Origin of the sequence: Pseudomonas entomophila L48, from assembly GCF_000026105.1 — a bacterium.
GTDB lineage: Bacteria > Pseudomonadota > Gammaproteobacteria > Pseudomonadales > Pseudomonadaceae > Aquipseudomonas > Aquipseudomonas entomophila.
In genome coordinates, this window is record NC_008027.1 from 4833993 (window position 1) to 4848611 (window position 14619).

14 protein-coding genes are annotated in these 14619 nt (G+C 63.7%); 3 read left to right on the forward strand and 11 right to left on the reverse strand.

All coding sequences use genetic code 11. The annotated features are described in order from the left end of the window. Nucleotides 1-7: 7 nt before the first annotated feature. Both cysD and PSEEN_RS20955 read right to left on the reverse strand, forming a co-directional pair. On the reverse strand, nt 8-925 hold the full coding sequence (gene cysD / locus PSEEN_RS20950) for a sulfate adenylyltransferase subunit CysD (protein ID WP_011535568.1): 918 nt from the start codon (nt 923-925) through the stop codon (nt 8-10). Between the two features lie 223 nt (nt 926-1148). Then, on the reverse strand, nt 1149-1907 hold the full coding sequence (locus PSEEN_RS20955; RefSeq protein WP_011535569.1) for a Nif3-like dinuclear metal center hexameric protein: 759 nt from the start codon (nt 1905-1907) through the stop codon (nt 1149-1151). Nucleotides 1908-2144: 237 nt separating this feature from the next. On the opposite strand from PSEEN_RS20955, the gene algW reads away from it, so the two are divergent. After that, nucleotides 2145-3305 carry a Do family serine endopeptidase AlgW gene (gene algW, locus PSEEN_RS20960; RefSeq protein ID WP_011535570.1) on the forward strand — a complete coding sequence of 387 codons (1161 nt, stop codon included), beginning with the start codon at nt 2145-2147 and terminating at the stop codon, nt 3303-3305. A gap of 71 nt (nt 3306-3376) precedes the next feature. Here algW and PSEEN_RS20965 read toward each other — a convergent pair whose 3' ends face one another. The 4 genes from PSEEN_RS20965 to PSEEN_RS20980 all read right to left on the reverse strand — a co-directional run bounded on the left by PSEEN_RS20965 (nt 3377) and on the right by PSEEN_RS20980 (nt 7534). Then, nucleotides 3377-4141 (reverse strand): amino acid ABC transporter ATP-binding protein, encoded by a 765-nt coding sequence (locus tag PSEEN_RS20965; RefSeq protein WP_011535571.1) that lies wholly within the window; start codon nt 4139-4141, stop codon nt 3377-3379. 10 nt (nt 4142-4151) lie between these two features. Next, entirely contained in the window at nt 4152-5249 is a 1098-nt protein-coding gene (locus tag PSEEN_RS20970; RefSeq protein ID WP_011535572.1) for an amino acid ABC transporter permease, read from the reverse strand. A 10-nt stretch (nt 5250-5259) separates the two neighbouring features. Next, a complete protein-coding gene (locus PSEEN_RS20975) occupies nt 5260-6438 on the reverse strand; it encodes an amino acid ABC transporter permease (protein ID WP_011535573.1) in 1179 nt (392 codons plus the stop codon). A 67-nt stretch (nt 6439-6505) separates the two neighbouring features. Further along, nucleotides 6506-7534: an amino acid ABC transporter substrate-binding protein gene (locus tag PSEEN_RS20980; protein ID WP_011535574.1), complete on the reverse strand. Its 1029-nt coding sequence runs from the start codon at nt 7532-7534 to the stop codon at nt 6506-6508. A 336-nt stretch (nt 7535-7870) separates the two neighbouring features. On the opposite strand from PSEEN_RS20980, the gene PSEEN_RS20985 reads away from it, so the two are divergent. Continuing rightward, nucleotides 7871-8527 (forward strand): alpha/beta hydrolase, encoded by a 657-nt coding sequence (locus tag PSEEN_RS20985; protein ID WP_011535575.1) that lies wholly within the window; start codon nt 7871-7873, stop codon nt 8525-8527. A 92-nt stretch (nt 8528-8619) separates the two neighbouring features. Next, nucleotides 8620-10086, forward strand: coding sequence for an ATP-dependent RNA helicase RhlB (gene rhlB / locus PSEEN_RS20990; RefSeq protein ID WP_011535576.1), 1467 nt, complete (start codon nt 8620-8622; stop codon nt 10084-10086). A gap of 108 nt (nt 10087-10194) precedes the next feature. Here rhlB and moaE read toward each other — a convergent pair whose 3' ends face one another. The 5 genes from moaE to PSEEN_RS21015 all read right to left on the reverse strand — a co-directional run bounded on the left by moaE (nt 10195) and on the right by PSEEN_RS21015 (nt 14529). Beyond that, on the reverse strand, nt 10195-10641 hold the full coding sequence (gene moaE, locus PSEEN_RS20995) for a molybdopterin synthase catalytic subunit MoaE (RefSeq protein ID WP_011535577.1): 447 nt from the start codon (nt 10639-10641) through the stop codon (nt 10195-10197). Between the two features lie 2 nt (nt 10642-10643). Then, complete coding sequence (locus tag PSEEN_RS21000; protein WP_011535578.1) at nt 10644-10889, reverse strand: MoaD/ThiS family protein; 246 nt, start codon at nt 10887-10889, stop codon at nt 10644-10646. After that, nucleotides 10889-11359, reverse strand: coding sequence for a cyclic pyranopterin monophosphate synthase MoaC (gene moaC / locus PSEEN_RS21005; RefSeq protein ID WP_011535579.1), 471 nt, complete (start codon nt 11357-11359; stop codon nt 10889-10891). The genes PSEEN_RS21000 and moaC overlap by 1 nt, the downstream gene beginning before the upstream one ends. Nucleotides 11360-11489: 130 nt before the next feature. After that, nucleotides 11490-12884 carry a PhoH family protein gene (locus tag PSEEN_RS21010; RefSeq protein WP_011535580.1) on the reverse strand — a complete coding sequence of 465 codons (1395 nt, stop codon included), beginning with the start codon at nt 12882-12884 and terminating at the stop codon, nt 11490-11492. A gap of 526 nt (nt 12885-13410) precedes the next feature. Next, entirely contained in the window at nt 13411-14529 is a 1119-nt protein-coding gene (locus PSEEN_RS21015; RefSeq protein WP_011535581.1) for a polysaccharide deacetylase family protein, read from the reverse strand. Nucleotides 14530-14619 lie beyond the last annotated feature (90 nt).

The following is a 14619-nucleotide window of genomic DNA, read 5'->3' on the forward strand; positions in this document are numbered from 1 at the left end:
CTGAAAATTAGAAGTAGCCCTGACGTTTCTTGTCTTCCATGGAACCGGCGCCATCGTGGTCGATGACTCGGCCCTGGCGCTCGGAAGTGCGCGTCAGGAGCATTTCCTGAATGATGTCGGTCAGCGTTTCGGCTTCCGACTCGACAGCCCCCGTCAACGGGTAGCAGCCAAGGGTGCGGAAGCGCACTTTCTTCTTGACGATGCGCGCCTTCTCCTCGTCGCTGAGGTGCTCGAGGATGCGCTCGTCGTCGATCATGATCAGGGTGCCGTTCTTCTCGATCACTTCACGCTCGGCGGCGAAGTACAGCGGCACGATCGGGATGCCTTCGAGGTAGATGTACTGCCAGATGTCCAGCTCGGTCCAGTTCGACAGCGGGAACACGCGGATCGACTCGCCCTTGTTGACCTTGCCGTTGTAGATGTTCCACAGCTCCGGGCGCTGGTTCTTCGGGTCCCAGCGGTGCTTGCTGTCACGGAACGAGTAGACGCGCTCTTTGGCCCGCGACTTCTCTTCGTCGCGGCGCGCGCCACCGAAGGCGGCGTCGAAGCCATGCTTGTCCAGCGCCTGCTTCAGGCCCTGGGTCTTCATGATGTCGGTGTGCTTGGAGCTGCCATGGGTGAAGGGGTTGATGCCCTGCGCCACCCCTTCCGGGTTGACGTGGGTGATCAGCTCCAGGCCCATCTCTTCGACCATCTTGTCGCGGAAGCGGTACATCTCCTGGAACTTCCACTGGGTGTCGACGTGCATTACCGGGAACGGCAGCTTGCCCGGGAAGAACGCCTTGCGCGCCAGGTGCAGCATGACCGCGGAATCCTTGCCGATCGAGTACAGCATCACCGGGTTGTCGAACTCGGCGGCCACCTCGCGGATGATGTGGATGCTCTCCGCCTCCAGCTGTTTCAAGTGCGTCAGATTGTCGACCATGGCTACTCACGAAAAACGATCTTATGGACGGCCTGCGGGCCGTGTTCGAGCGAGCCACTTTATCACAGCGCCTGATTCTATTTAGGAGGCTGCCTAGATCGAAAAGGTCTAATGATATGACTGGGGGTTTGGGGCTTTGCGGCCGGTTCGCCGGCAAGCCGGCTCCTACAGGTACGGTACAAATCCCGTAGGAGCCGGCTTGCCGGCGAACTGCCCCAGACCGTCAGATCGGGTTCGGGCAATCGATGAACAGGTGCTCGACCGCGAACCGCCGCGCCAGGTAATCGCCCAGCGCCTGCACGCCATAGCGCTCGGTGGCGTGGTGCCCGGCAGCGATGAAACTGATGCCGTTCTCGCGGGCGCTGTGGAAGGTTTGCTCGGATGCCTCACCACTGATGAACAGGTCGACGCCGGCGGCGATGGCAGTGTCGATGTAGCCCTGCCCACCCCCGGTGCACCACCCCACCCGGCGAATCATCCGCTCGCCCTCGACCACCAGCGGCTCACGCCCGAGCGCCTCCTGCACGCGGCGTGCGAAGTCGCGCGCCGACAGCGGTTCGGCCAGTGAACCGACCAGGCCAACCACCTTGGGGTTGTTCGGGTCCAGTGGCCCCTCGACGGTGATGTCCAGCTGGCGCGCCAGCTGCACGTTGTTGCCCACCTCCGGGTGCACGTCCAGCGGCAGGTGGTAGGCCAGCAGGCTGATGTCGTGCTTGAGCAGGGTCTTCAGGCGGCGTTGCTTGATACCGGTAATGCACGGGTTCTCGCCTTTCCAGAAGTAGCCGTGGTGCACCAGCACCAGGTCGGCGTCGGCCTCCACGGCGGCGTCCAGCAGCGCCTGGCTGGCGGTGACGCCACTGACGATGCGGCTGACCTGGGGGCGGCCCTCGACTTGCAGGCCATTGGGGCAGTAGTCCTGGATCTTCGCGCTGGCCAGGTAGCGCTCGGCTTCCTCGACCAGGGTATTGAGGGCGACGGCCATGAAAAATCTCCTCGGATTCGGCGTTGCGGCTGGGCGCGAGGCCCTATAATGGCCGCCATTATGGGCCGTCGCCGGTTTCGGGGAAACCGGCGGCAGTTGCCTGGGGGCAGCCATTCGCGGTTTAAGCACGCACCGCGATTCCAGCCGTCGCCGATCGACTTTTTCAGGTGTATGATCGCGCGCGCTCGCCCCCGGGTCGTACTGACATGGCCCCCGCCCTACTCCCAGGATTCATTCATGTTCAAGGCTCTGCGTTACTTCGGCTGGCCCCTGCTCACCGGTGTGCTGATCGCGATGCTGATCATCCAGCGCTTCCCGCAATGGGTCGGCCTGCCCAGCCAGGACGTCAACCTGCAGCAGGCGCCGCAGACCTCGCGGATCATGCAGGGCCCGGTCTCCTATGCCGACGCCGTGACCCTCGCCGCCCCGGCAGTGGTCAACCTGTACACCACCAAGGTGGTGAACAAGAGCGCCCACCCGCTGTTCGAGGACCCGCAGTTCCGCCGCTTCTTCGGCGACAACCTGCCCAAACAGCGGCGCTGGGAGTCGAGCCTGGGTTCGGCGGTGATCATGAGCCCTGAAGGCTACCTGCTGACCAACAACCACGTCACCAGCGGCGCCGACCAGATCGTCGTGGCGCTCAAGGACGGCCGCGAAACCCTGGCGCGGGTGATCGGCAGCGACCCGGAAACCGACCTGGCAGTGCTGAAGATCGACCTGAAGAACCTGCCGGCGATCACCATCGGCCGCTCCGACAGCATCCATATCGGCGATGTCTGCCTGGCCATCGGCAACCCGTTCGGCGTCGGCCAGACCGTGACCATGGGCATCATCAGCGCCACCGGCCGCAACCAGCTGGGCCTGAACAACTACGAGGACTTCATCCAGACCGACGCGGCGATCAACCCTGGCAACTCCGGTGGCGCGCTGGTGGACGCCAACGGCAACCTGGTGGGTATCAACACGGCGATCTTCTCCAAGTCCGGCGGCTCCCAGGGCATCGGTTTCGCCATCCCGATCAAGCTGGCGCTGGAGGTGATGAAGTCGATCGTCGAGCATGGCCAGGTGATCCGTGGCTGGCTGGGCATCGAGGTGCAACCGCTGAGCCAGGAACTGGCCGAGTCGTTCGGCATGCAGGGTCACCCAGGCATCGTCGTGGCCGGGATCTTCCGTGACGGGCCGGCGGCGCGCGCGGGGCTGCAACTGGGTGACGTGATCCTGAGCATCAATGGCGAGCCGGCCGGCGACGGGCGCAAGTCGATGAACCAGGTGGCGCGAATCAAGCCCAACGAGAAGATCACCATCGAGGTGGTGCGTAACGGGCAGCAGTTGAAGCTGGTCGCCGAGGTGGGGCTGCGGCCGCCACCGGCGCCGGTGGCCACCAAAGAAGAGAATTGAAACCTGGGTTCGCCGGCAAGCCGGCTCCTACAATCCCGTAGGAGCCGGCTTGCCGGCGAACCTCTGTCACATCAATGCAGGATCTGGCTCAGGAACAGCTTGGTCCGATCACTGCGCGGCCGGTCGAAGAAATCATCCGGCGCGGCCTGCTCGACGATCTCGCCCTTGTCCATGAAGATCACCCGGTTCGCCACGGTCCGGGCAAAGCCCATTTCGTGGGTTACGCAGAGCATGGTCATGCCGTCCTCGGCCAGGCTGACCATGGTGTCGAGCACCTCCTTGACCATTTCCGGGTCCAGCGCCGACGTGGGTTCGTCGAACAGCATGATCTTCGGTTTCATGCACAGCGCCCGGGCAATCGCCACGCGCTGCTGCTGACCACCGGACAACTGCCCCGGGTACTTGTGCGCCTGCTCCGGAATGCGCACGCGTTCGAGAAAGTGCATGGCAATTTCCTCGGCCTTGCGCCGCGGCATCTTGCGCACCCACATCGGTGCCAGGGTGCAGTTCTCGAGAATGCTCAAGTGGGGGAACAGGTTGAAGTGCTGGAACACCATGCCCACCTCGCGGCGGATCGCCTCGATCTGCTTGAGGTCGTTGGTCAGCTCCACGCCATCGACGACGATGCGCCCCTGCTGGTGCTCCTCAAGGCGGTTGAGGCAACGGATGGTGGTCGACTTGCCCGAGCCGGACGGCCCGCACAGCACGATACGCTCGCCCTGACGCACGTTCAGGTTGATGTCCTTGAGCACATGGAACTGGCCATACCACTTGTTTACGCCCTGCATCTGGATGATGCCTTCGGGGCCAGCAGGCTGCTTGATCGCTTCACTCATTTCGAAACTCCTAACGCTTGTGGCCAGTGTCCAGCTTGCGCTCCAGGTGCATGGAGTAGCGGGACATACCGAAACAGAAAATCCAGAACACCAGGGCGGCGAACACGTAGCCCTCGGTGGCCATGCCCAGCCAGGTCGGGTCGGCCGCCGCCTGCTTGACGCTGTTGAGCAGGTCGAACAGGCCGATGATGATCACCAGGCTGGTGTCCTTGAACAGGGCGATGAAGGTGTTGACGATGCCGGGGATCACCAGCTTGAGCGCCTGGGGCAGGATCACCAGGCCCATCGCCCGCCAGTAGCCCAGGCCCATGGCCGCGGCGGCTTCGTACTGGCCCTTGGGGATGGCCTGCAGGCCGCCACGCACCACTTCGGCGATGTACGCCGACTGGAACAGGATCACGCCGATCATTGCCCGCAGCAGCTTGTCGAAGCTCATGCCTTCGGGCAGGAACAGCGGCAGCATCACCGACGACATGAACAGCACGGTGATCAACGGCACGCCGCGCCAGAACTCGATGAAGGTGACGCAGACCACCTTCACCGCCGGCATGTTCGAACGCCGCCCCAGTGCCAGCAGGATGCCCAGCGGCAGCGCGCCGACGATACCGACGGTGGCGATCACCAGGGTGAGCATCAGGCCGCCCCACTGGCTGGTCTGGACCGTGGCCAGGCCCAGGTAGCCGCCGTGCAGCAGGGTGTAGGCGAGCACCGGGTACAGGACCAGGAAGCCCAGGCCATACACGGCCTTGCGCGGGAAGCGCTTGATGAACAACGGTGCGGCGCCGAGCACGGCGAGCCAAACGGTCAGGTCGACACGCCAGCGCAGCTCCGTCGGGTAGTAGCCGTACATGAACTGGCCGAAACGCTGCTGGATGAACACCCAGCAGGCGCCTTCCTTGGTGCAGTCGGCGCGGGTGGTGCCGACCCAGTTGGCGTCGATGAACGCCCACTGCACCAGCGGTGGCACGATCAGCCACACCAGGTACAGGGCGAACAGCGTCAGCAGCGTGTTGAGCCAGCTGGAAAACAGGTTGGCCCGCATCCAGGCGAGCACGCCAACGGTCTTCACCGGTGGCGGCATGTCGGGTTTGAAAACATGGGCTGTCACGGAAGTACCCTCACCGCTCGATCAGCGCAATGCGCTTGTTGTACCAGTTCATCAGCAGCGAAATGCTGATGCTGATGGCGAGATAGACGCTCATGGTGATGGCGATCACCTCGATGGCCTGGCCGGTCTGGTTGAGCACGGTACCGGCGAACAGCGAGACCATTTCCGGGTAGCCGATACCGGCCGCCAGCGACGAGTTCTTCGCCAGGTTCAGGTACTGGCTGGTCAGCGGCGGAATGATCACCCGCAGCGCCTGGGGGATGATCACCTTGCGCAGCGTCGGGCCTTCGCGCAGGCCGAGCGAACGGGCCGCCTCGGTCTGGCCGTGGCTGACCGAGCGAATGCCGGAGCGCACGATCTCGGCGATGAACGCCGCGGTGTAGATGGTCAGCGCCAGGGTCAGCGCCAGCAGCTCGGGGATCAGCACCCAGCCACCGACGAAGTTGAAGCCCTTGAGCTGCGGCACCTCCCAGTGCACCGGGCTGCCGAACAGCAGCGCGCACACGCCGGGAATACCGATGAACAGCAACAGGCCGACCCAGAACTTGTGGAACGGCTCGCCGGTTTCATCGAAACGCTTGTTGGCGTGACGCACCATCAGCACGATGGCGACGATCGCCAGCCCCAGCGCCACGACGAACGGCCAGAAGCCTTCGGCGAGCGAGGCGCCGGGCATGTTCAGGCCACGGTTGCTGATGAAGAAGGTGTCCTGGATGTTGATGCTACCCCGTGGGCCCGGCAGGGTGAGGAACACCGCGAAGTACCAGAACAGGATTTGCAGCAGCGGCGGAATGTTGCGGAAGGTCTCCACATACACCGTCGCCAGCTTGTTGATCATCCAGTTCGGTGACAACCGCGCCACGCCGATGATGAAGCCCAGCAGCGTCGCCAGGACGATGCCGATGAAGGTCACCAGCAGCGTGTTGAGCAGGCCGATGACGAACACTCGCGCGTAGCTGTCCGATTCCACGTAGGGAATCAGGTGCTGGGCGATGCCGAAGCCGGCGCTGCGCTCAAGGAAGTCGAAGCCCGAGGTAATGCCCCGGTGCTCCAGGTTGGTCTGGGTGTTGTGGAACAGATACCAGCCCAGGCCCGCCACGAAGACCACCGTGAGGATCTGGAACAGCCACGCGCGCACACGTGGATCACTAAGGGAAAACCCTTTACGTGCGCCGATTTGATTTTGCATGAAGTGCCCCGAAAAGAAGGGATTCGAACGACCCGCGGCGGCTGGATGCCGCCGCGGGGTGCAACCATCAGCGCACCGGTGGCGCGTACTGGATGCCGCCGTTGTTCCACAGGGCGTTCATGCCACGGTCGATCTTCAGGTCGGTGCTCTGGCCCAGGTTCTTCTCGAACACTTCGCCATAGTTGCCGACTTGCTTGACGATCTGCACTACCCAGTCCTTGGGCAGCTTGAGGTCCTTGCCGTACTCGCCATCGGCGCCCAGCAGGCGGGCCACGTCAGGGTTCTTGGTGGACTTGGCCTCGGCCTCGACATTCTTCGAGGTGATGCCGGCCTCTTCAGCATTGAGCATGGCGAACAGGGTCCACTTGACGATGCTGAACCACTCCTCGTCGCCCTTGCGCACCACCGGGCCCAGCGGTTCCTTGGAGATGGTTTCCGGCAACACCACGTATTCGGTCGGCGCGGCCAGCTTGGAGCGTTGGGCGAACAGCTGCGACTTGTCGGAGGTCAGCACGTCGCAACGGCCGGATTCCAGCGACTTGGCGCTTTCGTCGGAGGTGTCGAAGGTGATCGGGGTGTACTTCAGCCCATTGGCGCGGAAGTAGTCGGAAACGTTCAGCTCGGTGGTGGTGCCGGCCTGGATGCAGATGGTCGCGCCGTCGAGTTCCTTGGCGCTGGAGACGCCGAGCTTCTTGTTGGCGAGGAAACCGACGCCGTCGTAGTAGGTGACACCGGCGAACACCAGGCCCATGCCGGCATCGCGCGAGCTGGTCCAGGTGGTGTTGCGCGACAGCACGTCGACTTCGCCGGACTGCAGTGCGGTGAAGCGCTCCTTGGCGTTGAGTTGGCTGAACTTGACCTTGGTCGCGTCGCCGAACACGGCGGCGGCTACGGCACGGCACACATCGGCGTCGATACCGACGATCTTGCCTTGCGCGTCCGGCACGGAGAAGCCTGGAAGACCATCGCTCACGCCACACTGGACGAAGCCCTTCTTCTTCACCGCGTCGAGGGTGGCGCCGGCCTGGGCGAAGCTGGTGGCGCCCAGCGCGGCGGCGGCGGTCAGGACTGCCAGGGTGGTTTTCAACATCTTCATCAACAACCTCCAAATCGCTCTTGTTGTACGAGCCGGAATTGCACCGCACCCTTATGAGGCGCATCCGACCCCTTGTTGGCTTGTTTTTGGGTCAATTGGCGCAATGGGCTGTTCTGTGACAGCCTTCAATCCACGCGGGGGTGTTACCGTTACCGGCCTATCCCCTCGCATCAGAGTAGACATAGCAAAGCGCGTACCACAGTCGTGGGCTTAAGCGATTAAGCGGTCGTCAAGTAGTAAAAGTTGTAGAGTTGCGACATCTTTTTCTGGCATTAACCAGCGCTGCCTTCTTTTTACGCACTCAAAATGCACGCACGCACAGATTCGGAGCAGTCCATGACCCACCCGCTGATCCTCGAACCCCAGAAGACCGCAGATGCCTGTGTGATCTGGTTGCACGGCCTGGGCGCCGATCGTTACGACTTCCTACCGGTGGCCGAGTTTCTCCAGGAGCGCCTGCTCAGTACCCGTTTCGTAATGCCCCAGGCCCCCACCCGCCCGGTGACAATCAACGGCGGCTATGAAATGCCCAGCTGGTACGACATCAAGGCCATGACCCCGGCGCGGGCCATCGACGAGGCGCAGCTGGATGAATCCGCCGAGCAGGTCATCGCCCTGGTCGAGGCCGAACGGGCCAAGGGCATCGACCTGTCGCGCATCGTCCTCGCCGGGTTTTCCCAGGGCGGCGCCGTGGTGCTGCACACCGCTTATATAAAGTGGCAGGAAGCCCTCGGTGGGGTGATCGCCCTGTCGACCTACGCCCCGACCTTCACCGACGGCCTGCAACTGAGCGCCTGCCAGCAACGCACCCCGGCCCTTTGCCTGCATGGCGTGCACGACCCGGTGGTGATCCCATCGATGGGGCGCACGGCGTTCGAGCACCTCAACACCTGGGGCGTGGCCGCCCGCTGGTACGAGTACCCAATGGAACACGAAGTGGTGGTCGAGGAGCTGAATGACATTCACGACTGGCTGAGCCGCCAGTTGCAGTGAGCCTGTAGCCCACCGAGCATTCCACTACGCCGCGCCCGATTCTTGCATTACACTGCCCGGCGTACATTCCTTAACCAGTTGACGAGACGACCGTGCTCAAGGCACTCAAGAAAATATTCGCCAAGGGAGACGCCGCGCCGCAGGCCGCCGAGCCCGTCGCCGCGCCCCAACCCGCCCCGGCCGTGCAACCAGCTGTCGCCCAGGCTCCGGCGCACAAGAGCCCCAGGCCCAAGCCTGCACCCAAGCCGAAGGCCGAGGCCCAGCCAGCTGACCAGCCTCGCGCCGAGCAGCCGGTCAAGGACAAGCCCCGCCGCGAGCGCAAGCCCAAGCCCCAGGCCAGCCTGTGGAAGCCCGAAGACTTCGTGGTCGAGCCACAGGAAGGCAAGACCCGCTTCCACGACTTCAAGCTCTCCAACGAGGTGATGCACGCCATCCATGACCTCGGCTTCCCCTACTGCACCCCGATCCAGGCCCAGGTCCTCGGCCACACGCTACGCGGCCAGGACGCCATCGGCCGGGCCCAGACCGGTACCGGCAAGACCGCCGCGTTCCTGATCTCGATCATCTCGCAGCTGCAGCAGGTGCCACCGCCCAAGGAACGCTACATGGGCGAGCCACGGGCGCTGATCATCGCCCCGACCCGGGAGCTGGTGGTGCAGATCGCCAAGGACGCAATGGCGCTGACCAAGTACAGCGGCCTGAACGTGATGAGCTTCGTCGGCGGCATGGACTTCGACAAGCAGCTCAAATCGCTGGAAGCGCGCCACTGCGACATCCTCGTGGCCACCCCGGGCCGTCTGCTGGACTTCAACCAGCGCGGCGAAGTGCACCTGGACATGGTCGAGGTGCTGGTGCTGGACGAGGCCGATCGCATGCTCGACATGGGCTTCATTCCCCAGGTCCGCCAGATCATCCGCCAGACCCCACCGAAGAGCGAGCGCCAGACGCTGCTGTTCTCCGCCACCTTCACCGACGACGTGATGAACCTGGCCAAGCAGTGGACCACCAACCCGGCCATCGTCGAGATCGAGCCGGAGAACGTCGCCAGCGAGACCGTCGAGCAGCACGTGTACGCCGTGGCCGGCAGCGACAAGTACAAGCTGCTGTACAACCTGGTCACGCAGAACAAGTGGGAACGGGTGATGGTGTTCGCCAACCGCAAGGACGAGGTGCGGCGCATCGAGGAAAAACTGGTGCGTGATGGCATCAACGCCGCCCAGCTGTCGGGCGACGTGCCACAGCACAAGCGCATCCGCACCCTGGAGAACTTCCGCGAGGGGCGTATCAGCGTGCTGGTGGCCACCGACGTGGCTGGGCGCGGCATCCACATCGACGGCATCAGCCATGTGATCAACTTCACCCTGCCGGAAGATCCGGACGACTACGTGCACCGTATCGGCCGTACCGGGCGGGCGGGAAGCAGTGGCGTGTCGATCAGCTTTGCCGGTGAGGACGATTCGTACCAGCTGCCGGCGATCGAGGAACTGCTGGGGCGCAAGATCAAGTGCGAGATGCCACCGGACGAGCTGTTGAAGCCCGTGCCGCGCAAGCACCATTGATATCCGCAGCCCTGTAGGAGCGGCTTTAGCCGCGATCACCCGCAAAGCGGGTGCCAGGCACCGCGGTGCCCACATCGCGGCTGAAGCCGCTCCTACAGGCGAACCGCGTTACCAGCGCTCTGCTGCATCCTGATCGCTCTGCTTCCCCTCGACCCAGCGCGGCCCATCCTGGGTGTTTTCCTTCTTCCAGAACGGCGCCCGGGTCTTCAGGTAGTCCATGATGAAGTTGCAGGCATCGAACGCCGCCTGCCGATGCGCGCTGGCCACCCCGACGAAGACGATCGGCTCGCCCGGTTCCAGCGCACCGATGCGGTGCAGTACCTCAACTTTCAGCAACGGCCAGCGCTGCTCGGCCTCGACCACGATCTTCTGCAACGCCTTCTCAGTCATCCCCGGATAGTGCTCGAGGAACATCCCCGCCACGTCCAGCCCGTCGTTGAAATCCCGCACATAGCCTACGAAACCGACCACCGCGCCCACGCCAACATTGGCGGCGTGCATTGCGTTGACCTCTACACCTGGATCGAACGCCGCCTCCTGTACCCGAACGCTCATGCTCAGCCTCCCGTCACCGGCGGGAAGAACGCCACGTCATCGCCGTCCTCCAGCGCCTCGCCGAGCTTGCACAGCTCTTCGTTGCGCGCGCACATCAGGTTCTGCTCGGCCAGCACGTCATACTTGCCACCTTTGGCCACCAGCGCCTGGCGCACGTCGTCCAGCACCCTGAAGTCGCCCTCCAGACGCTCGGCATCAACACCCAGCAGCTCTCGGTAACGGGCGAAATACATGACCTTGACCTTCATCACGCCTCCACCTTGTAGTGGCCGCTCTTGCCGCCGGTCTTCTCCAGCAGGCGCACCTGCTCGATGACCATACCCTTGTCCACCGCCTTGCACATGTCGTAGATCGTCAGTGCGGTGACGCTGGCGGCGGTCAGGGCTTCCATTTCGACACCGGTCTGCCCGGCCAGCTTGCACCGGGCGACGATGTGCACGACATCCTCGCCTTCGGCGGCCAGCTCGACCTTGACGCCAGTGAGCATCAGCGGGTGGCACAACGGGATCAGGTCGCTGGTTTTTTTCGCCGCCTGGATACCGGCGATGCGCGCCACGGCGAACACGTCGCCCTTGGGGTGCTGGCCATCGACGATCATGCGCAGCGTGTCGGGCAGCATGCGCACGCGCGCCTCGGCGATTGCCTCGCGAGCGGTCACGGCTTTTTCAGTGACGTCGACCATGTTGGCGCGCCCCTGGGAATCAAGATGGGTCAGCACTGCTCTGCTCCTGGGAAGGGAATACAGAGTGTAAACCCGCAGGTCAGCTTTGAGCAGAGGGTGAATCGACGCAGCCGCCGGTTCGCCGGCCCCTACAATGTAGGAGCCGGCTTGCCGGCGAACCGGCGGTTTACAGATGGGACTCGGCGTACTCGGCCAGCACCGAGCGTGGCACGCCCTGCAGGGTGATATGAACGCCGTGGGGGAAGTCCTTGAAGCGTTCGGTCAGGTACGTCAGCCCGGAGCTGGTGGCCGACAGGTAGGGGGTGTCGATCTGCGCCAGGTTACCCAGGCAGACCACCTTCGAGCCGTTGCCGGCACGGGTGATGATCGTCTTGATCTGGTGCGGCGTGAGGTTCTGGCACTCGTCGATGAGGATCAGGCTCTGCTGGAAGCTGCGGCCACGGATGTAGTTCAGCGACTTGAACTGCAGCGGTACCCGCTCGAGGATGTACTCGACGCTGCCGTGGGTGCTCTCGTCATCCATGTGCAAGGCTTCGAGGTTGTCGGTGATGGCCCCCAGCCAGGGTTCCATCTTCTCCGCCTCGGTGCCCGGCAGGAAGCCGATCTCCTGGTCCAGCCCCTGCACGCTGCGGGTGGCGATGATACGGCGGTAGCGCTTGCTGACCATGGTTTGCTCGATGGCCGCGGCCAGCGCCAGGATGGTCTTGCCGGAACCGGCGGCGCCGGTCAGGTTGACCAGGTGGATATCCGGGTCGAGCAAGGCGAACAGCGCCAGGCTCTGGTGAATGTCCCGCGGCTTGAGCCCCCAGGCTTCCTGGTGCAGCAAGGGTTCCTGGTGCAGGTCGAGCAACAGCAGCTCGTCGTTGCGGATGCCCTTGATCCAACCGACGAAGCCTTGTTCATCGATGATGAACTCGTTGATGTGCACCGCCGGCAGGTTGTCGATCAGTTGCACCCGGTGCCAGGTACGGCCGCGCTCCTGGCGGGTGTCGACCTTGCTCACGCGGTCCCAGAACGAGCCGGTGACCGAGTGGTAGCCCTTCGACAGCAAGGATACGTCGTCGACCAGCTGGTCGGTGCTGTAGTCCTCGGCGGCGATTCCACAAGCGCGCGCCTTCAGGCGCATGTTGATGTCTTTGGTGACCAGCACCACGTCCAGGTCCTTGCGCTTGGCGCGCAGGTCCAGGAGCTGGTTGATGATGATGTTGTCGGCGAGGTTTTCCGGGAGCAGGCGGTTGGGTTCGTTGCGCGTGCTCATGAGGATGGACAGGAAGCCCTTGGGCCCGCTCTTGCCGCGCTGGATCGGCACGCCCTGCTCGACATCGCTGGGGGATGCATCACCTAGCGTCTGGTCGATCAGGCGGATGGCCTGGCGACATTCGGCGGCGATGGTGTGCTTGCCGGTCTTGAGCTTGTCGAGTTCCTCCAGCACCGTCATCGGTATGGCGACGTGGTGCTCCTCGAAGTTGAGCAGGGCGTTGGGGTCGTGAATCAGGACGTTGGTATCGAGCACATACAGGATTGGCTGGTTGGAGGAAGGGTTGCGTCCTTGGTCATCCATACTCGGTCACCTTATGTGAAAGCCACACGGCGCGAACGGCTGCGCCGCAGAGTGACTGCCGTTTTCCCCGTATCCGCGTCGTTACGGGCGGGGAGCTCACCTGGCGAGGGGGCGTGGATGACGCCACCTGTGCTGCAGGGTTCGGCTGTCTGACTCCTTGATACCGCAAAAACCATGACCGAAAAAAGACTTTTTACGCTTGGGTGAAGTTTATTTTTCGGATTGACGAACAGGGCTTGGCGTGGGGGGCGCAGGGGACTACGCTCAGGGATCAGGTGGCTGTGGATAGGGGTCGGTTTCTTTAGGGTGGCCGCCAGGTGCCTGCCGAAACAGGTGCAGCGCCCTTGAGATCGAGCGCCGCCCGCGCGGCGCATCGCGGATGAATCCGCTCCTACACAAACGTGATCATGACCGACAGGCCATGGTTGCCCAACGCGAGCCGCCTTTCTTGCCTGTAGGAGCGGATTCATCCGCGATGCACCGCAAAAGCGGTGCTCGGCCCAGGAACACCAAAGCGTCGCCCGCCCTACTCCCGCCCCCCATACTCCCGGCAACCCTCCCAGCCGATCCCGCTCTGCGCCGTGTGCTGCAACAACCACTCCACCGCCGGCTGCGCCTTGGGCTGGTTGTCATGGAACTGGATCACCCCTTTGCGCCACAGCAGCATCAAGGTCAGCACCCGCTGCGCCGACGCCTCGGCGGTCAACGGCCCATCATCCTGCGCATCGATATCCCACAACGAAACCTGCAACTGCTGGCTGGCCATGAACCTCTCGCCATCGCCGCGCCGCTGCCCATAGGGCGGGCGGAACAACGGCACATATTGCTCCGGCAGGTCGGCCTGGACCCGTGCCTGGCTGCGCCGCAGCGAGTCCTGCCAGCCCTGCCACTGGGCATGGGAACGGTATTCCCAGCCCTGGATCCCCACGCACTGCCCCGCGTACAACTCAGCCACCGGGCCTGCGTCACGACGTTGCTGCAGGCGGTTGCCAAGCACGAAGAAGATGCCGTCGAGCTTCTGTCGGCGCAGGTAGTCGGTCATGACATCTGTGCTGCCGCCCTCGGGGCCGGGACCGCCCGCGAAGGTCAGCAGGAACATCCGATCATTGAGCTCGTCGCCATTGCGCTCCCGGCTGGAGAGCTTTTCCACCTCGCTGGAGGTCTGTGGAGACAATGCCGCCTTACGCAATTGCTCGTCCAGGTAGCGGGTATGGAACTGGCGGCTGGGCTCGATCCAACCGGTATAGAACGTGCCGACATCCCCTGCGAACGTGACGGCTTGCATACGCAAGTCAGCCATGGACTCCACCGGATAGCAGAACGACGCGTCCTGCTCGCAGCTCTGCTGCGCCTGCTGGTAGCCCTGCCACAACCGCTGCCACATGCGCGCCCGCACAGCACGAACGGTCGGCAGGTTGACCTGGCGCAGGCCCAGGCGCGCGGCCAGGGCGTTTTCGTCGAGCATTTCGTTTTCGTGCAGCACCCGGGCAAAGGACAGGATCTCGGCGCGCGACGCCACGTCGAACAGCACCGGGCTGTCCAACTGCTCCGGCCACAGGCCTCGGTCGAAACTGACGAAATCCGCAGGGGCAGCCTGGGCGCCCAGGCTCAACAGGCCGGCGAACAGGGCGAAAGCGATACGCACGATGAACGTTCTCCACGAATGCATGGCGCGCACTATAGCGCGGCGCCCGCCGATGTTCCGTGACTATCGTCGCCATAGTTTGGCGTTGCG